The sequence below is a fragment of the Gilliamella sp. Choc4-2 genome, assembly GCF_001690355.1.
GTDB classification, from domain to species: domain Bacteria; phylum Pseudomonadota; class Gammaproteobacteria; order Enterobacterales; family Orbaceae; genus Gilliamella; species Gilliamella apicola_A.
Window position 1 is genome coordinate 78,846 of the sequence record NZ_LZHG01000022.1, and the last position, 18,255, is coordinate 97,100.

An 18,255-nucleotide genomic window follows, 5' to 3' on the forward strand; every position below is an offset into this window, starting at 1 on the left:
TGTTACCAATATTTTGCGATCTGCTCTCTTAATGCTTGTGCCGTTTTTTGACCGTTTTCGTTAGCCAGCGCACGACCGGCAATAAAGGCTTTGGTTTTTATGCCTGCAAATAGATGAATATCTTCTGGCACAATTCCACCAGTAATTGATAGTTCAAGCCCTAAATCAGACAATTGACGCATTTTAATTATATCATCTTCACCCCAACCAATACCTGCTAATTCTGCATCACGAGAGCGATGGTATATCGCTTGCTTAATGCCAAGTTTTCGCCAAGCTCTGGCATCATCTAAAGTCCAATGGCCATACAATTCGATTTGAATTTCACCATTAAATTCATCAGCCACTTTTTTACATGCTTCTACAGTTGCAATATGAGCTGCAGCTGATACGGTTAACCAATTGGCTCCAGCTGAAAACGCCATTTTTGCCAATATCGCTCCTCCATCAGTGGTTTTTAAATCACACACTAAAATGTGATTTGGGTAGAGTTCTCTTAACCGTTTTACACTTTGCATACCCGCGGCAAAGGCAAGAATGGTGCCAACTTCAATAATATCAACAAACCCTGCTACATTTTTTGCCACATCTAGTGCAGGTGTTAATTCAGTTTGATCTAATGCTATTTGTAATTTAGGTGCTGTCATGTTGTTCTCCTTAATATTTGTTATTTTTGACCGTAGTAAGCATTCGCACCATGTTTGCGAAAATAGTGCTTGTCAGATAATGTTTGTTGTATTTTGATTGTTTGATTAAGTTGCCGAGTTGAAAGCGCCATCATTGCTACTTCTTCAAGTACTACAGCATTATGCACCGCATCTAAGGCGTTTTTACCCCAACAAAATGGGGCATGACCTGATATGATAGCGCCAGGCATAGCAACAGGATCTAAGCTTCGGCGTTTAAATTCTTCTATTATTACTAATCCTGTATTTTTTTCGTAATCAGTTGTAATTTCACTATCGGTTAGTTCACGTGTACAAGGCACATCGCCATAAAAGTAATCAGCATGAGTGGTGCCCAGTGCTGGAATATCTAATTCAGCTTGAGCCCAAATGGTAGCGTAACGAGAATGGGTGTGCACAATACCGCCAATCTGTGGAAATGCTTTATACAACTCAATATGTGTTGCGGTATCACTGGAAGGATTTAATTTTCCATCTAAAATATCGCCCGTTAGCGAAACAATCACAATATCATCCACCTTCATATTGCTATATTCAACACCAGAAGGTTTAATAGCGATAAGACCTTTATCGCGATCGATTTCAGATACATTACCCCAAGTAAAGGTGACCAAATTATATTTGGGCAGTAATAAATTAGCGTTTAAAACACGTTCTTTTAAAGCTTGATACATAATTCAGCCTCCATTTAATGCCTGATCGATAACGGCATACACATCTTCTTTGGTGTTACAACGCCTTAATTTATCAAGATCAACTCCTGTTTCACTATTTTCATCATCTAAGATTTGAGTCACTTCCATTAATCCTTCCATATGCTGATCAGACGTGCTACCTGCTAATGTCACTAAGACATCAACAGGCTCAGCTTCACCATCAAAATAGACAGGATTTTTTAAAGTCACCAAAGCAAAAGCAGTACGATTTACACCGTCTTCAGGCCTTGCGTGTGGCATGGCAAAGTTTGGTGCAATAATAATGTAAGGACCCATTGTATTGACGCAGCGGATAATGGCATCGTAATAAGAAGGTTCTATTGCCTTAGAAGCAACTAACATATCCGTACCCAATTTAACTGCTTCTTGCCAATTTGATGCCTCAGCCTTGAGTAAAATAGAGTTATTTTCAATTAATGATTCTTTTAAAGCCATGGTGTACTCCTTAGTATTTAAAATCTATTTTAAAAGCACTTGCTCAATCAGTTTTATAAGCTCATCGCCAAAGGTGTGGGGGTTTAGCATATTTTGCACACCTAATGCATGTTGACCTTCATTAACTTCGATTTCATGAATAAGATGCTTAGAAGCGACGATGATATCGACATTTGGCAAACGTGATTTGTAATCTGTTACAGCACAGGAGTCCATTTCGTTTGGAATACCTTTTTTATTTAGATAATTGGCGATTTTCATTTTCATCATCATTGATGAACCTTGCCCACTACCGCATACCGCTAAAATCCGCACTGGACGACCTTCACTCACAGCAACTTCATCCATTTTTTCAAGTACAGCTTCGTTAATATCTTGATGTTCATCGTTAATTTCTGGTTTTTTTTGTTGTATGGACTCTTCCTGGCGCAACTGTTTAGCAGCAAAAAACATGTAAATTAACGCAAGTGCTATCAGTACATAGATAAATAAATGAGAATAAGACAAACCTTGCAAAATCGGTGGGAATAAAATTGCCCAATCTGCCATACCCATCCATGAATCAATTGGCGTGCTGTTTTGCGCAAAGATATTAATCACCCAAGCTGAACCAAATACCTCTATCATTCCCATGAAAAAACATATTTTCATTACCGCTTTCCATCCACCGAAATGGTTAGCAAATACTCCGATAGTTGCATTGGAGAAGAACATCGGTATAAATCCCGGAATAATCATAATTGGCGATTTGAAGATAAGGAGCAAGCCAATCGCTAAGAATTGCCCTAATGCCCCCCAAATAAAACCAAATACCATCGCATTTGGAGAAAAAGCGTAAATTGCCGCACAGTCAATGGCTAATACTGCGTTAGGGATCAGTTTTTCTGAAATACCTTTGAAAGCTTCAGATAATTCAGCAACAAACATGCGTACACCACCAACAATAACTTGAATTGCGACGGCAAATTTAAGCCCTGTTTCAAAGATGTAGATAGTCCAATGAGTGGAACCTGCCATTGTTTGTAAATTATCTAACCCAAAGGAAAGTAATATAATACCGAAGAAAATCGTCATTACGATTGTGGTTGCAGCAATACTATCATGAAAAATATGTAACCATTTTGGTAATTTTAGATTATCAACTGTGTCGTTTTTATCACCTAATTTTGGTGCCACTTTAACCGCAATCCAAGAACCTAGCTGTTGCTGATGACCAATTGAAAACCCAGCTCCACCAGTTACCGCTTCGGTTGGTTTGAACATCATATTAGAAAATATGCCCCAATAAAGTGCGGTGATAATAGCCGAATAGATGATGGTTTCCCACATGCTGTAGCCAAAAAGAAAGTAAAATAGTGCAATTAAACCGACCTGTTGGAACATAATATGACCAGTTAACATAATAGTTCGAATACCTGTCAGGCGTCGAAAAATAACTAATAAAATATTGATAGCTAAAGCGAGTAAAACTGCATAACCTACCCATGAATAGTGCTCACCCATACCATTTTCAACGGCCACCATAGAGGCATAAGTATCAATAATTGAGCCTTTAATACCATGGTATTCTGCAAGTTTAGCAATAACAGGTTTAAATGTTGAAACCAACACACCAGATCCAACTTGCAATAGCATAAATCCAACAATGGTCTTAATTGTACCTTTTAACACTGTAGTTAGATCTTTACGTAATAAACAATAACCAAGCATCGTCACTAAGCCAAGTAACAAAGGCGCTTTTGTCATCACTTGACTATAAAAAATATAAAATACGTTATAGATTGCTTCCATATGTTCCTCTCATCAGTTATTGACATTTCTTATTGTCCTTACAACACTACATTTTGATATTGCGTTTTAGCTAAATGCCTCTCATCAAAATACTTACAACCTGCAAAGTGAATGAATGGAAACGCTGATCACTTTAATGTTATTCGTAATGACTTATTAGATAGCACTTACTATATTCTACAATCAAAACAAATCACTCAATGATTATTTATGATTACTTTGATAAAGATCACTTTTCTATGATAACCATTATAATATCTGTGACAGTCATCACAATTTATAAAAAATTACAAGAAAAAAATAAAAATAAGCATTATTATCAACATATTAAATAATTAATCATTAATAAATTAAATTATAATAATTGACAACAACATAAATAAAAATTACGATAAAATAATCAAATTTAATCATAAAATATAAAAATGAACGAAATTACACGGCATAACGAAATAGTAGCGTTGGTAAACGAAAAAGGTATGGTTAAAGTGACTGAGTTGATCGCAAACTTTGCTATATCGCCAGCAACAGCAAGGCGAGATATTACTAAGCTTGATCAGGAAGGGCGAGTTAAAAAAGTTCGTAATGGCGTTATGCGATTAGAAGAAGTAAAACCAATCTGGGCACCGATTGACAACAACAATACCGATCATTATCACGAAAAAGCACGTATTGCAATTCGTGCTGCACAGTTATGCAACAGTGATGAAAATATTGTTATAAATTGTGGATCGACAGCTTTTTTACTAGGGCGTGAACTGTGTGGGAAAGATGTTTCAATTATTACTAATTATTTTCCATTAGCTTGTTATTTAATTGAGCATGATCATGAAAATGTCATCATTATGGGTGGATTATATAACAAAACACAAAATATTATTCTTAACCCTATTGCTAACATAACCGATTCTTATGCTGGCAAGTGGATGTTTACTAGTGGTAAAACATTAACACCAACTGGTCTTTATAAAAACGAAATTCTAGGTGCTATAGCTGAACAACAAATATTGGAAAAAACTGAAAAATTAGTTGTGGTCGTTGATAGCTCAAAAATTGATACTAAGGCCAATTCTGGCATGCTTTTTTGCCCAGTAAATAAAATTGATATTTTGATTACTGGAAAACAAGCCAATAAGGACGTAATTGAATGCATTAAGGAGCAAGGCGTTGAAGTTATTTTAGTTTAACTATTAAATTGTAAAAGGAACAGAGTATGAGTAAAGTAAATGAAATTACCCGTGAATCGTGGATATTAAATACATTTCCTGAGTGGGGAACTTGGCTTAATGAGGAGATTGAAGCTACAGAGGTTAAACCCAATACATTTACTATGTGGTGGCTTGCTTGTACAGGTATTTGGTTGAAATCAGCAGGTAATACCAATATATCTGTTGATTTTTGGTGTGGTACTGGTAAAAAAACTCACGCAAACCCATTAATGAACAAGCAACACCAAATGATGCGAATGGGTGGAGTCCGTGAATTGCAGCCTAACTTAAGAACCAGTCCATTTGTTCTTGATCCTTTTGCAATAAAAAAAATTGATGCAGTGATGGCAACGCATGATCATGCCGATCATATTGATGTAAATGTTGCTGCTGCGGTTATTCAAAACTGTTCACCCAAAGTAAAATTTATTGGTCCAAAAGCTTGTGTGGAATTATGGAAAAGCTGGGGCGTACCTGAAGAACGTTGTATTGTTGCTAAAGTGGGAGAAACAATTGAGGTAGGTGATATTACAATTCGAGTATTAGACTCTTTTGATAGAACATCGTTGGTGACTTTGCCAAAAGGCGTATCATCAACCGATAAATCTATTTTAGATGGTATGAATGATAGAGCGGTAAATTACCTATTTGAAACATCAGGCGGTTCACTGTATCACTCTGGTGATTCCCACTATTCTAACTATTATGCCAAACATGGGAATGATTACAAAATTGATGTAGCACTGCTGTCTTATGGCGAAAATCCTCGTGGCGTGACCGATAAAATGACATCGGCCGATATTTTGCGAGCAGCTGAATCTCTTAATACTCAAGTTGTGATCCCTTTCCACCATGATATTTGGGCAAACTTCCAAAGCGATCCTCGTGAAATTGAAGTTTTATGGAAAATGAAAAAAGATCGTCTTGATTATAAATTTACACCTTTCTTTTGGCAAGTTGGTGGTAAATATACTTACCCAACCGATAAGAATAAAATGCATTATCAACATTATCGTGGCTTTAGAGATATTTTTATCGATGAACCAGAGTTGCCGTATCGCTCATTCTTATAATCGGCGAATTTAGCTATTAGACTTTAACGTGTGGACGGATTCAAATGATAATTTTATCATCCACACGTCAATCTAACTTAACATTATTAATCAAGCATTAATATACTTTTCACGATTTGGAAGCCAACAATCAACTAATTGCGCTGCGCTTTGTGGGTGATTTGTTTGGATATCATAAGAGGCTTGTTGTACTTCACTAATCAAATGTTGATCACGAATTAGATCAACAACTTTAAAATTAGCCACTCCCATTTGCCTAGTACCTAAAATTTCGCCACCACCACGAAGTTCAAGATCTTTTTGGGCAATAACAAATCCATCTGTACTTTCACGCATTACCTTCATGCGTGCTTGGGCAACTTTGCTTAAAGGCGCTTGATACATAAGCACACAATGCGATACCGCCGTTCCACGCCCTACTCGCCCTCGCAATTGATGTAATTGAGCTAAGCCTAATCGTTCTGCATTTTCGATAATCATTAAACTCGCATTAGGCACATCAACACCGACTTCAATAACCGTTGTAGCAACAAGTAGTTGAATCATTCCAGCTTTAAAGTCTTGCATGACTGATTGTTTTAAATCTGATTTCATTTTGCCGTGTACTAAAGCAATATTAAGATGTGGCAATCTTTGTTGTAATTCTTCTACAAGTATTTCAGCAGCTTGGGCATCAAGCATTTCAGATTCTTCAACTAATGTACAAACCCAATAAACTTGGCGGTTATCAAGGCAAGCTTGGTTGACACGTTCAATAATTTCATCACGACGAGTATTAGGTATGACAACTGTAGTAATGGGCGTTCGCCCAGGCGGTAATTCATCAATGATAGAAACATCTAAATCTGCATATACTGTCATGGCTAGTGTTCGAGGAATCGGCGTTGCAGTCATAATTAATTGGTGTGGATGAAAGTTATTTTTAATACCTTTTTCCCAAAGAGTTAAACGTTGGTTTACACCGAAGCGATGCTGTTCATCAATAATGACTAATCCTAACGAAGCAAACTCAACTTTATCCACAAACACTGCATGCGTACCAATTAACATGGTGATTTCACCATTTTTAATACGTTCATAACGAAGCTGCTTATTTTTAGCGGTTAATCGACCAGATAACCATTCAAGGCTAATCCCTAACGGCGTAAACCAATTATTGAAATTGTTATAGTGCTGTTCAGCTAATATTTCGGTCGGCGCCATTAACACCACTTGATTACCGTTTTCAATCGCATTTAATGCAGCTAAAGCAGCAACTAACGTTTTACCAGAACCTACATCACCTTGAATTAATCGCATCATGGGCACTGCTTTGGTCATATCTTGATAGATATCTTGCACAACGCGTTGCTGAGCACGAGTTGGCGTAAAAGGTAATGAGGATAAAAATGGCTTAATTAAGCGCTGGCTTGGATAAAATGGATGCGATCGCTGGTTTTGGTTATGTTTTTTTATCATCAACATACTTAAATGGTAAGCAATTAACTCTTCAAAAATAAAACGTTTAATCGCAGGATGTTCACCCGATTCTAACAGTTTAATCTCAGTATCAATTGGTGGATTGTGGATAATATTTAGTGAGTCATATGCACTTAAATAACGACTTGCCAGCTTTTCTGGCAAAATCTCCTCAGGAAGATTACGTTTAAGTAATAGTAAAGCTGATTGAATTAATTTACGAATGACATTCTGAGTCAATCCATAGGTTGTGGAATAAATAGGTGTAAAACGTTCTTGGTTATCCTCCAAATTAACCGTTTTTTCTTGAAGGTTTGTCTTTATTTTAAATTGGGGATGAATAATTTCGGGATACGTTTTTCCGTTTTTAACCTCACCGTAAGCCGTGATCCATTTTCCCGGAACTAAGCTTGCTTTCATTCCAGCATTAAAATGCATGAATCTTAATATCGCAATACCTGAGTCGTCTTGAATATGACAGATTAACATTTGTCGGCGTCTAAAAATTACTTCACTTTTTATAATCCGCCCTTCTATAGTGGTGTATTCACCTATAGAAACATCTCCAATGGCACATGAAGAAGTACGATCCTCATAACGTAGAGGAAAATGCAATAATAAATCTTGAACTGTGTATATGCCCAGTGTATGGAATTTTTTTTCTAGATTACTCCCAATACCCGTTAATTGTATCAATGGCAGTTGACTAAAAAATCGGCTCATCATCGCTGATTAACATTACGAGTGACACTAACAACATCTTGCTGAAATGAGATTTTCCGCATTAAATCATTAAGTTTTTGTGTATTCTTAACTTCAATTTGAAGGATAATCGTGTAAATTTGCCTATCTTTTTCTTCAGTATTAAGCCATTGTATATGTGCTTGCTCATCATTAATGATAGAAAGAATATGTCCAAGTGATCCTTGATTATTGGTAATATCCACCCAAATTTCAGCGACAAATAGCTGTGTAATATCTAGCGCCCATCTTGTTAAAATATATTGTTCGGGGTTGTTTTGATAACCAGAAACATTTCGGCAAGATTCATGATGCACTGTTAATCCTTTTTCTGGGCTAACCAACCCAACAATAGGATCATTAGGAATTGGATGACAACATTTTGAAAAGGTCACTAAAACACCTTCACTACCAGTGATAACAAGTGTTTTATTTGTCTCAGACAAATCTTGAAATAATTCTTCGTGTACTATTCCTTTAGCAATAAAATGGCTCATGATATTTCCAAGCCCAATTTCCGCTAACACATCATCAAAAGATTGCAATTTTGTTAACTCAATAATCTTATTTTTCTGTTTTATAGAAAGCGCATTAATACCACCAGATCTAAGCAAGGATAGGTTTAGCAATCGTCGACCTAATTCAATTGCATCTTCACGTTTTAATGTTTTTAACGCTTGACGAATGCGCGATCGAGCTTTAGCACTAACTACAAAATTTAACCAGTTAGCATTAGGTCTACTCTCTTGAGAAGTAATAATTTCAACCGTTTGCCCGTTACTTAAGGGTTGTGAAAGAGGATATGGCTTACGATCCACAATTGCACCAATACATTGATATCCAATATCTGAATGGACTGCATAAGCTAAATCAACTGCAGTCGCTCCTTCTGGTAACTGCACTATACGACCTTTTGGTGTAAAAACATAAATCTCTTTAGGAAATAAATCTGATTTTACGTTTTCTATAAACTCAAATGAATTACCTACACTTTGTTGCAATTCAAGTAAGCTTTGCATCCAACGTTGAGCTTTAATTTGTGCTGTTGTATTATTGAGCGCATTGTTTTCATGATAAACCCAATGCGCAGCTACTCCCATTTCAGCCATTTGATCCATATCTTCAGTACGGATCTGAACCTCAACTGGTGTGCCATGTGGACCAATTAATGAAGAATGTAATGATTGATAACCATTCGCTTTTGGAATAGCAATATAGTCTTTAAAACGATTAAGGCGTGGTTTATAAAGATTATGCACAAGGCCAAGTGCACGGTAACAAGCATCAATATCTTTCACCAAAATTCTAAAAATATAAATATCCATAATTGAATGAAAATGCTGCTCGCGCATTTGCATTTTCTGATAAATCACATAAATATTTTTTTCTAATCCTTCAACTTCTGCATCAATGTGGGCTTCTAATAATCGACTTCTGATCTCAGATAAGATCTGCTGAATAAGTTCTTTTCTTGTTCCTCGAGCGGACTTGATAACTTTTTCGATGACTTTTGCTCGGTTTGGATGCATAGCTGTAAAGCCTAAAACTTCGAGCTCTGTTTTGATATGATGAATACCGAGACGATGTGCTAGTGGTGCATAAATTTCTAGCGTTTCTTTTGCAATCCGACGCCGCTTATCAGGCCTTAACGCAGCAAGAGTTCTCATGTTGTGCGTACGGTCAGCAAGTTTAATCAAAATAACCCTAACATCTTCAGCCATTGCAAGCATCATTTTCCGAAAATTTTCGGCTTGTGCTTCTTGTCTATTACGAAACTTTAATTTATCAAGCTTAGATACACCCTCAACGAGAATGGCAATATGTTTACCAAAATGATTGGTGATATCTTGAAAAGTTACTGTTGTATCTTCTATGGTATCATGCAAAAGTGCAGCGATAATTGTATCACAATCAAGCCGCATCTCGGCCAATATTGCTGCAACTGCAATGGGATGAGTTATATATGATTCACCACTACTTCGGAATTGCCCTTGATGAGCTTTCTTAGCAAAAAGATAAGCACCTTGTATAATCTCAACTTGTTTAGGAGGAAGATACGACGTAATGATTTCTTTTAAGCTATCAAAATATTGCATAGGCAATTCCTGTTAAGCTTATTCGTACGATGGCGTATTTTCAAGGAGAATCGATTCATGCAGAGTAGAAAGTACTTCTGCCTCTTCTTCTTGGCGTGTTTGAAAATCAGCAGTATCAAGAATATTTTTATTTACAAGACCATCTTCAATTTCACGCAAAGCAACAACAGTTTCTTTGTCGTTTTCTTCGGGAATTAGTGGTGATTTATTTTCGACTTGTAATTGGCGAGCACGCCTTGCTGCAACTAAAACGAGATCAAAGCGATTACCTATTTTTTCTACTGCATCTTGGACAGTTACACGAGCCATTTTTACCTCTGATGATTTTACTTGTTTGCTTAATTTAAAAGATCTATTATTTTACTTAAATTTGTAGGGAATTGTCTATATTAATATCTTACTATTATTAAAATAGAAAAGTTCTCAAAAAAACAAAAAGCTATTTTTTGTAAAATATTTATTAATAACATTGAATCTAATGTTAATTTTTATACATTTTCTGTTGAGGAGACAGGTTGCTTACTCCTTAATTTATTAAAAATAAATATAATGCAGATTAATCAAACTTATTTTTTTCCATATGTCTCCTGCTTTGAACTAATCGAACAGCGAAATAAAGATCATAAGTAATTTCAATACATTTATCATCGAGATTAATATTCATTTGTTTAAACCAATTTTTAAGTGTTTTTCGTCTACCCGATAAAATCAAAACAACATTACGTATTTTCAGCGATCTGACTAGTTCATCAATGCCCGATATTACGCTGACATCTTTATAGGTAAAGCAGGGTATTGCGTCAACAATAACATAGTTAATTGGTTCCTCTGCTTCATCAATAAAATTAATAATTCTTCTTTTAAAATAGGCAATATTAAAATAGGTTAATGGAGAGTTAAATCTATAAATAATGGTATTATTTACTGGATTAACACCTTGTCCTAATGAATGAATTCTCCCACTTTCATCAATGCCTAATAGTTGATCTTTAGGTCTAAATATACGTCGTAAAAATAAAAATAGACCTAATAAAACAGCAAGAGCCATACCTGGAATAATTCCAATTAAGAGTACCGCAATTAGAGTTGATAAGCTTAAATAAAAAGCGTCACGATCAAATTTAAAAAAGCGAATGATCGTTTGAAAATTAATTAAGGAAATTGAAGAATAAATTAAAATCACCCCTAATACACAAGTTGGAATATACTGCAAAGGGGAAAGCAAAAACATTACTACAAAACCAATTAAGATTGCGGCAATAATTGAAACTAGCTGTGTTTTACCCCCATTTGCATCATTCACAGCAGTTCTTGATGATGTACCACTAACGACAAAACCTTGTGATAGCCCTGCTGCAATATTAGCCATACCTAACGCTTTAAATTCGACATCGGCATTTGTTTCATAGTTATTTTTAGAAGCAAAACTACGTACTGTTATCATCATACTAACAAAACAGATGATAGCAATATTAAGCGAAGGTACAACTAAATCACGCATTAAACCTTTATCAAAATCAATCCATGATTCGACAGGAATAAAATCACTGCTCACATTACCAATAATACGAATATTAAAATGATCAAAATTAAACAACCATGAAAATATCGTCATCACAATAACAGCTAACAGTGGAGCTGGATATTGTGGTTTTAATCGCTTTAAACTAACTAAAATCAGCAAAGTAAAAAATGAAACTAGTGCTGTTCCTATATGAATTTGGAATATCTTAAATGGAAAATAAATAATTCGCTCAATCAAATAGGAATAATCATAATGAAATCCTAATGTTTTAGCTAATTGATCAACCATAATAGTAATTGAAATTCCATTAAGCAAACCAATTAAAATAGGTTGACTCAGTAAGTCAGCCAGTGCACCAAGATGCAACTTCCCGGCAATAATACACCAAATACCGATCATAATTGTTAATATAACAACTAATTGCCAACGTAATACAGGATCATTAACCGCTAACGGCAATACAACAGCAGCAACCACCGCACAAGTTGCTGTATCAGGCCCAACAATTAGTTGTTTAGAAGAGCCAAAAAGCGCATACATAATTAAAGGTAAAATAGTTGAATATAGCCCTGCTATTGCACCGACTCCCGTTAATTCAGCATAAGCAATGGACACAGGTAACGAAACAGCAGCAACCGATAAGCCAGCTTTAAGATCAAAAGTAAAATATTCTCGCTTATATTGTAATAAACTACTTAACCCCGGCATCCATGAAGTTATTTTTTGAAAAAAGGTACTATGTAAAAATCTGCCCATACTGCTCTTATTTCCCTGCTATACTCATATTATCAATCAAAATTGAACCACATTGAATATTCGTTCTTGTTTCGACATCATTACCAATTGCGACAATATTTTTATACATATCTTTCAGATTACCAGCAATAGTAATTTCACTAACTGGATATTGAATCTTTCCATTTTCAACCCAAAAACCCGTTGCTCCACGAGAATAATCACCCGTAACAATATTAACACCTTGCCCCATTAATGAAGTAATCATTATCCCTTTATCTAATTTCTTAAGCATCGCATCAAAATCAGCATCATATAGGCTTGATGATACTATCCAGTTGTGAATGCCACCGGCATGACCGGTTGAAATTAACCCTAACTTTCTAGCAGAATAATTACTTAGCAAATAGGTTTGTAAAACACCTTGTTCAATGATATTACGTTTAATGGTTTTAGTACCTTCACTATCAAAAGGTGAAGAACCTATTCCTTTTAAAACATGGGGATCTTCATGAATAGTAGTCCAAGAAGGTAGAATCGATTCTCCCAACCTGTCTAATAAAAAAGAAGATTTACGATATATTGAGCCACCACTTATGGCACCTATCAAATGCCCAAGTAATCCAACTGCAACTTCTGCACAAAATAGTACAGGTACTTGCATAGTTGAAATTTTCTTACTGCCCAAATGAGAAACTGCTTTTTTTGCTGCTTGTTCTCCAACCCATAAGGGGGAAGCTAAATCATTGGTATCACGTGATGATGTATAAGCATAATTACGCTCCATTTGCCCACCTTCCTCGGCAATGACCGAGCAAGAAAGTGAGTGCGAACTCGCACAATACCCTTGTAACATTCCTAAACTATTACCATAAACATAAATCCCGTATCGGCTACTAAAATAACCGCCATCACTATTAACAAGCTTAGAGTGAGCCAAAGCCATTTCTTCGGCCATTTTTGCTTGTTCTATGGCTTTATCAACATTTAACTCACTTGGGTAGAATAAATCTAAATCAGGAGGATTAAATGCCATTTGATTAACATCGCCTAAACCCGAGCAAGGATCAGCAGAAGTGTACCGCATAATATTAATCGCCATATCAATCGTTTGTGAAATAGCTATTGGCGATAAATCATTGGTTGAGGCACTTCCCTTACGTTGGTTTTGGAAAACGGTAATTGCTAATGCGCCATCACTATTAAATTCTACGTTTTCGGCCTCACCAAAGCGAGTGCTTACACTTAGTCCTGTTGCTTGATTAATCGAGACTTCCACTGAATCGACTCTTTTTTTAGCTTGTTCTATAGCATTAGCTACAATAGCTGATAAATGTAATTTTTGGCTTATAGCATCTTTTTTTATCTGTTCAATACTCATTTATTATTTTCTACAATTCTGCTAATGATACGCTATAATAAGCCAGAATTACATTTTAGTTAACTGTTAACACAAGAAATCCTATGAATTACCAAAAAGAATTAATCACTGCGCAAGAATTTAACAAAAAAGACATTGAAGATGAAATTATTTATGTCAGCAAAAGTGAAATAAAAAGAGATGCTGAAGCTTTAAAGAAATTGGGAGTTGAATTAGTTAATTTAAGCAAAAATGAAATTGATAAGATCCCACTTGATGAAGATTTACGTTATTCAATTGAACTTGCAAAAAAAATTAAAAAAGAGGGATACAGAAGACAGATTCAATATATCGGAAAACTACTTCGTAACCGCGATATTGAACCAATTACTCAAGCACTTGATAAACTTAAAAATCGCCATAATCAACAAGTCGCAATGTTTCATAAGATTGAAAAACTGAGAGATGATTTGATTGAAACAGGTGATGCAGAAATTATTATTGGTTTATTTCCCACAGCTGATAGGCAGCAGCTTCGCGCTTTAGCTCGGGCAGCTAAGAAAGAAAAAGAAGCCAATAAAACACAAAAAGTAGCCAAGCAAATTTTTCAGTACTTAAGAGATTTAAGTGATACTGAATAATTTTAATAGGCGCACTTATTTACTTATCATTAAACAATATTATTAACAAAGATAGAGGATACTAAAATGGGACTATTAAATGTACCTGCAGGTAAAGATTTACCCGATGATATTTACGTTGTGATTGAAATTCCTGCTAATTCTGATCCAATTAAATATGAAGTTGATAAAGACACAGGTACGGTTTTTGTTGACCGGTTTATGTCAACAACAATGTTTTATCCATGTAATTATGGTTATATTAATCATACTTTATCACTTGATGGTGATCCAGTTGATGTATTAGTCCCAACTCCATACCCATTACAACCAGGTTCAGTTATTCGTTGCCGCCCAGTTGGTGTATTAAAAATGAAGGATGAAGCAGGTGAAGATGCAAAACTTGTTGCTGTTCCACATACAAAATTATCAAAAGAGTATGACCATATTAAAGATGTAAATGATTTACCTGAACTGCTTAAATCTCAAATTAAGCACTTTTTTGAACAATATAAAGCACTTGAAAAAGGCAAATGGGTTAAAGTTGAAGGTTGGGAGAATGCTGAAGCTGCTCGTAAAGAGATTGTTGAATCATTTGAAAGAGCAAAAAGTAAATAGTTTCACCTAATAATACGTTTTAATCAGATAGAATTCATTACCTAAGTTAAGCTATAAGATCATATCTTATGGCTTTTAATTTGATTTCGAAAATATTTTGTTAAGACATCCTATAAATGTATCATTTATATTCTTTTTAGTCCCACAAAAATTTGAAATATGGTTACCAATATGATTTTACCTGGATATTGTAGAGTTTAACTTCTTACATCTGACCAAACATTTTTGGCAGAAATTAAATTATAAAAAAGTAACAAGATAAAAATGACTATTTAGAATAACCCTATTTCATTTAACTCACGTTTTTAAAATGTCCATAAAAACGCATAAAACAAATAATATTATAAATTTGTTTACTTTTATAAATTGGATACATAATAGTTAATATTAACCTTCCTCATTTCCTTAGATCTGCACTTAATTTACTTTAGTATTCTTTACTTTCGAAATAAATTAAAAATTTTTTATCGGCTAATAATTTGCTATATATCAAATTATGCGACACATATAAAAATTTTATAAAAAACTTCACTCTAAGATAAAAAAACTGTCATTAATTTCTTGCTTTCAAATATAAATTATGCGGTAATAGTAACAGACTTATGACGCAGTACATTTCTATGAAAACGGTTAACAATTATGATGTAGTTTATTAGTTGTTTTTTATCTGTTGAATTATTAATGTTGCGTAAAAAGTCTATACGAGCCTAAAAGGCAAAATATTAATTATTGTTAGGATATCTAGTAAATGAATAAGAAAACAGGCCAAGTAAAATGGTTTAACGAGAGTAAAGGTTTTGGGTTTATCACGCCAGCCGATGGGAGCAAAGACGTATTTGTTCACTTCTCAGCAATTTCCGGTGACGGATTTAAAACGCTAGCAGAAGGACAACAAGTTGAATTTGCTATCCAAGATAGCCCTCGCGGACCAGCAGCTTCAGAAGTCGTCGTAATTTAATTAATATAGTAATATTATTATTAAAAACGCCCATTCTTGATAATGGGCGTTTTTAGTTACTTTTTTAGCGCTTTAATAACGATTATTTTTTAGAAACAACAGCTATTAAATCTAATACTTTGTTAGAATAACCCACTTCATTGTCATACCAAGAAACAAGCTTCACAAAAGTATCGCTGATTTGAATACCTGCTTTCGCATCAAATACAGAAGTACAAACTTCACCTAAGAAATCTGTAGAAACAACTGCATCTTCTGTATAACCAAGAACACCTTTCATTGAGCCTTCAGAAGCAGCTTTAATCACTTTACAGATATCTTCGTATTTAGCTGGTTTAGATAAACGAGCAGTTAAGTCAACAACAGAAACGTCTGGAGTTGGAACGCGGAAAGCCATACCAGTTAATTTTCCATTTAATTCAGGAATAACTTTACCTACAGCTTTGGCAGCACCTGTTGATGAAGGTATGATGTTTTGAGCTGCACCACGACCACCACGCCAATCTTTATGTGATGGACCATCTACAGTTTTTTGAGTTGCAGTTGTAGCGTGTACTGTTGTCATTAGACCTTCAACAATACCAAAGTTGTCGTTAATAACTTTAGCTAAAGGCGCTAAACAGTTAGTTGTACATGAAGCATTAGAAACAATATCTTGACCAGCATAATCTTTATCATTAACACCCATAACGAACATAGGAGTGTTATCTTTAGAAGGTCCAGTTAAAACAACTTTTTTAGCACCAGCCTGGATGTGCTTACGAGCTGTTGCATCATCTAAGAATAAACCTGTAGCTTCGGCAACAACATCAACACCTACTTCATTCCATTTTAAGTTTGCAGGATCTCTCTCAGCAGTAACACGGATTGTTTTCCCATTAACAACCAATTTGCCATCTTTAACTTCAACAGTACCATCAAAACGGCCGTGAGTTGAATCATATTTAAGCATGTAAGCCATATAATCAACATCTAATAAATCATTGATTGCGACGATCTCAATGTCAGAACGTTTTTGTGCTGCACGGAAAACAATACGGCCAATACGACCAAATCCATTAATACCTACTTTGATTGTCATAACACTTACCTTCTTTATTTGTTAAATGATAAAATAATTAACAGTAAACTATCAAATTTTTATGGTTTATTCAAGTTGATTCCAAATAATTGCGCAAGAATAAATTAAACTGAAAATTATCCTAATAATCAGATAATATTGAATACTTATTTTTAAAATAAGGATAATTTGTAGGTATTAATACCGATTATGTAATTTAATTACAATATAGAATTGTTATTAATATGATTACTCATTTTAATATCTCTAAATAAGTTTGAAATTGTGATGATAATTAAAAAGATTAATATATATTCGCTTATTGTTATTATATAAAAATCATTGGGACATAAATGGTTTTGGAACTAATATAAAAACCATCCTTGAAGAAAGAAAAACAGGCTTTTTAACTATTAAAAAAATAATGTAGACTCTTTTTGGTAAAAGATTAATCAATTGAAAATATTAAATTACCTTTATTAAAAGTACCTAAACAAGATTTATTAGCGGATAAAATATCTTATTTTTTTAATAAATTATAAATGGGGTAAAAATTATTATTATAAAATTATAACAACAGAATAAATTGTAGCAATTTAGGTTTAAAACGTTACTTTAATCGTAATATTATTATTTGTTACCGACATTTTTAGAACTTATTTCATAATAATGTAGATCTTTAACCTATTGTAATAAAAATATTAGAAGTTACAAAATTAGTTGGTATCGCTTTAATATGATCTTCATTACAAAATGGTAACAAAACTAATTTTCCTAGTACAGTTTAATAACTAATACTTTGTTATTAAAACAACTGTAAATGCCCCAAACTTAGTACACAACTCACGTAGAAAATTAAGCTGCTTGTTTTAGTGTTTTATACTCAATCGGTGTCATGTTATTTAATGCCTCATGCGGTCTTTCGGTATTATAAATGGTTAGCCATTCTTCGGTTATTCTCCTTGCTTGCGCTAGGTTGTTAAAAAGATATAAATCTAACACTTCAGTTCGATAAGTCCGGTTAAATCGTTCAATGTAACCATTTTGATAAGGGCTACCGGGCTTTATATAATCAATGGCTATATCATGTGATTTAGCCCAGTTTATAAAGGTTTTTCCGGTGAATTCTGGTCCATTATCTACTCGTATTTTTAATGGATACCCATGATATTCAG

At 34.5% G+C, this 18,255-nt stretch carries 16 protein-coding genes; 5 read left to right on the plus strand and 11 right to left on the minus strand.

Annotated elements, in window-relative coordinates; translation table 11 throughout:
* Positions 1–2 precede the first annotated feature (2 nt).
* The 4 genes from A9G34_RS03555 to A9G34_RS03570 are packed head-to-tail and all read right to left on the minus strand — an operon-like array spanning position 3 to position 3,628.
* Complete coding sequence (locus A9G34_RS03555) at positions 3–647, minus strand: 3-keto-L-gulonate-6-phosphate decarboxylase UlaD (RefSeq protein WP_065568886.1); 645 nt, start codon at positions 645–647, stop codon at positions 3–5.
* Between the two features lie 20 nt (positions 648–667).
* Positions 668–1,360: an L-ribulose-5-phosphate 4-epimerase gene (locus tag A9G34_RS03560; protein ID WP_065568887.1), complete on the minus strand. Its 693-nt coding sequence runs from the start codon at positions 1,358–1,360 to the stop codon at positions 668–670.
* A 3-nt stretch (positions 1,361–1,363) separates the two neighbouring features.
* A complete protein-coding gene (locus A9G34_RS03565) occupies positions 1,364–1,837 on the minus strand; it encodes a PTS sugar transporter subunit IIA (protein ID WP_065568888.1) in 474 nt (157 codons plus the stop codon).
* Positions 1,838–1,861: 24 nt separating this feature from the next.
* Complete coding sequence (locus A9G34_RS03570; protein ID WP_065568889.1) at positions 1,862–3,628, minus strand: PTS ascorbate-specific subunit IIBC; 1,767 nt, start codon at positions 3,626–3,628, stop codon at positions 1,862–1,864.
* Positions 3,629–4,053: 425 nt separating this feature from the next.
* Between A9G34_RS03570 and ulaR the strand changes: the two genes are divergently transcribed.
* Both ulaR and ulaG read left to right on the plus strand, forming a co-directional pair.
* Positions 4,054–4,815, plus strand: coding sequence for an HTH-type transcriptional regulator UlaR (ulaR, locus tag A9G34_RS03575; protein WP_065568890.1), 762 nt, complete (start codon positions 4,054–4,056; stop codon positions 4,813–4,815).
* A 26-nt stretch (positions 4,816–4,841) separates the two neighbouring features.
* A complete protein-coding gene (ulaG, locus tag A9G34_RS03580) occupies positions 4,842–5,909 on the plus strand; it encodes an L-ascorbate 6-phosphate lactonase (protein ID WP_065568891.1) in 1,068 nt (355 codons plus the stop codon).
* A 90-nt stretch (positions 5,910–5,999) separates the two neighbouring features.
* Here the strand turns inward: ulaG and recG are convergent, their stop codons facing one another.
* The 5 genes from recG to pmbA all read right to left on the minus strand — a co-directional run bounded on the left by recG (position 6,000) and on the right by pmbA (position 13,845).
* Complete coding sequence (gene recG / locus A9G34_RS03585) at positions 6,000–8,093, minus strand: ATP-dependent DNA helicase RecG (RefSeq protein ID WP_065568892.1); 2,094 nt, start codon at positions 8,091–8,093, stop codon at positions 6,000–6,002.
* Positions 8,090–10,204, minus strand: coding sequence for a bifunctional GTP diphosphokinase/guanosine-3',5'-bis pyrophosphate 3'-pyrophosphohydrolase (gene spoT / locus A9G34_RS03590; RefSeq protein ID WP_065568893.1), 2,115 nt, complete (start codon positions 10,202–10,204; stop codon positions 8,090–8,092). The genes recG and spoT overlap by 4 nt, the downstream gene beginning before the upstream one ends.
* 18 nt (positions 10,205–10,222) lie before the next feature.
* The gene (gene rpoZ / locus A9G34_RS03595) at positions 10,223–10,513 is read right to left on the minus strand and encodes a DNA-directed RNA polymerase subunit omega (protein WP_034943286.1); all 291 of its coding nucleotides are present in this window, start codon (positions 10,511–10,513) and stop codon (positions 10,223–10,225) included.
* Between the two features lie 247 nt (positions 10,514–10,760).
* Positions 10,761–12,485 carry a SulP family inorganic anion transporter gene (locus A9G34_RS03600; RefSeq protein WP_218055667.1) on the minus strand — a complete coding sequence of 575 codons (1,725 nt, stop codon included), beginning with the start codon at positions 12,483–12,485 and terminating at the stop codon, positions 10,761–10,763.
* A 7-nt stretch (positions 12,486–12,492) separates the two neighbouring features.
* Complete coding sequence (pmbA, locus tag A9G34_RS03605) at positions 12,493–13,845, minus strand: metalloprotease PmbA (protein ID WP_065568894.1); 1,353 nt, start codon at positions 13,843–13,845, stop codon at positions 12,493–12,495.
* A gap of 83 nt (positions 13,846–13,928) precedes the next feature.
* Here pmbA and yjgA point away from each other — a divergent pair, with 83 nt between their 5' ends.
* The 3 genes from yjgA to cspE all read left to right on the plus strand — a co-directional run bounded on the left by yjgA (position 13,929) and on the right by cspE (position 16,020).
* A complete protein-coding gene (yjgA, locus tag A9G34_RS03610) occupies positions 13,929–14,465 on the plus strand; it encodes a ribosome biogenesis factor YjgA (RefSeq protein WP_034943288.1) in 537 nt (178 codons plus the stop codon).
* A gap of 66 nt (positions 14,466–14,531) precedes the next feature.
* A complete protein-coding gene (gene ppa, locus A9G34_RS03615) occupies positions 14,532–15,062 on the plus strand; it encodes an inorganic diphosphatase (protein WP_034943289.1) in 531 nt (176 codons plus the stop codon).
* 748 nt (positions 15,063–15,810) lie between these two features.
* Positions 15,811–16,020, plus strand: coding sequence for a transcription antiterminator/RNA stability regulator CspE (gene cspE, locus A9G34_RS03620; RefSeq protein WP_034943290.1), 210 nt, complete (start codon positions 15,811–15,813; stop codon positions 16,018–16,020).
* A gap of 82 nt (positions 16,021–16,102) precedes the next feature.
* Here cspE and gapA read toward each other — a convergent pair whose 3' ends face one another.
* Together gapA and A9G34_RS03630 are read right to left on the minus strand one after the other, a co-directional pair.
* A complete protein-coding gene (gene gapA / locus A9G34_RS03625) occupies positions 16,103–17,101 on the minus strand; it encodes a glyceraldehyde-3-phosphate dehydrogenase (RefSeq protein ID WP_034943291.1) in 999 nt (332 codons plus the stop codon).
* A gap of 834 nt (positions 17,102–17,935) precedes the next feature.
* A partial coding sequence (locus A9G34_RS03630; protein WP_141670325.1) for an integrase core domain-containing protein occupies positions 17,936–18,255 on the minus strand: 320 nt, incomplete at its 5' end.

Excerpts from the sequence above, each read along its gene's own strand:
- spoT (WP_065568893.1), bottom strand. The coding sequence starts at position 10,204 with ATGCAATATTTTGATAGCTTAAAAGAAATCATTACGTCGTATCTTCCT.
- A9G34_RS03565 (WP_065568888.1), bottom strand. The coding sequence starts at position 1,837 with ATGGCTTTAAAAGAATCATTAATTGAAAATAACTCTATTTTACTCAAG.
- ppa (WP_034943289.1), top strand. The coding sequence starts at position 14,532 with ATGGGACTATTAAATGTACCTGCAGGTAAAGATTTACCCGATGATATT.
- A9G34_RS03555 (WP_065568886.1), bottom strand. The coding sequence starts at position 647 with ATGACAGCACCTAAATTACAAATAGCATTAGATCAAACTGAATTAACA.
- A9G34_RS03570 (WP_065568889.1), bottom strand. The coding sequence starts at position 3,628 with ATGGAAGCAATCTATAACGTATTTTATATTTTTTATAGTCAAGTGATG.
- A9G34_RS03560 (WP_065568887.1), bottom strand. The coding sequence starts at position 1,360 with ATGTATCAAGCTTTAAAAGAACGTGTTTTAAACGCTAATTTATTACTG.
- yjgA (WP_034943288.1), top strand. The coding sequence starts at position 13,929 with ATGAATTACCAAAAAGAATTAATCACTGCGCAAGAATTTAACAAAAAA.
- pmbA (WP_065568894.1), bottom strand. The coding sequence starts at position 13,845 with ATGAGTATTGAACAGATAAAAAAAGATGCTATAAGCCAAAAATTACAT.
- cspE (WP_034943290.1), top strand. The coding sequence starts at position 15,811 with ATGAATAAGAAAACAGGCCAAGTAAAATGGTTTAACGAGAGTAAAGGT.
- ulaR (WP_065568890.1), top strand. The coding sequence starts at position 4,054 with ATGAACGAAATTACACGGCATAACGAAATAGTAGCGTTGGTAAACGAA.
- rpoZ (WP_034943286.1), bottom strand. The coding sequence starts at position 10,513 with ATGGCTCGTGTAACTGTCCAAGATGCAGTAGAAAAAATAGGTAATCGC.
- A9G34_RS03600 (WP_218055667.1), bottom strand. The coding sequence starts at position 12,485 with ATGGGCAGATTTTTACATAGTACCTTTTTTCAAAAAATAACTTCATGG.
- ulaG (WP_065568891.1), top strand. The coding sequence starts at position 4,842 with ATGAGTAAAGTAAATGAAATTACCCGTGAATCGTGGATATTAAATACA.
- recG (WP_065568892.1), bottom strand. The coding sequence starts at position 8,093 with ATGATGAGCCGATTTTTTAGTCAACTGCCATTGATACAATTAACGGGT.
- gapA (WP_034943291.1), bottom strand. The coding sequence starts at position 17,101 with ATGACAATCAAAGTAGGTATTAATGGATTTGGTCGTATTGGCCGTATT.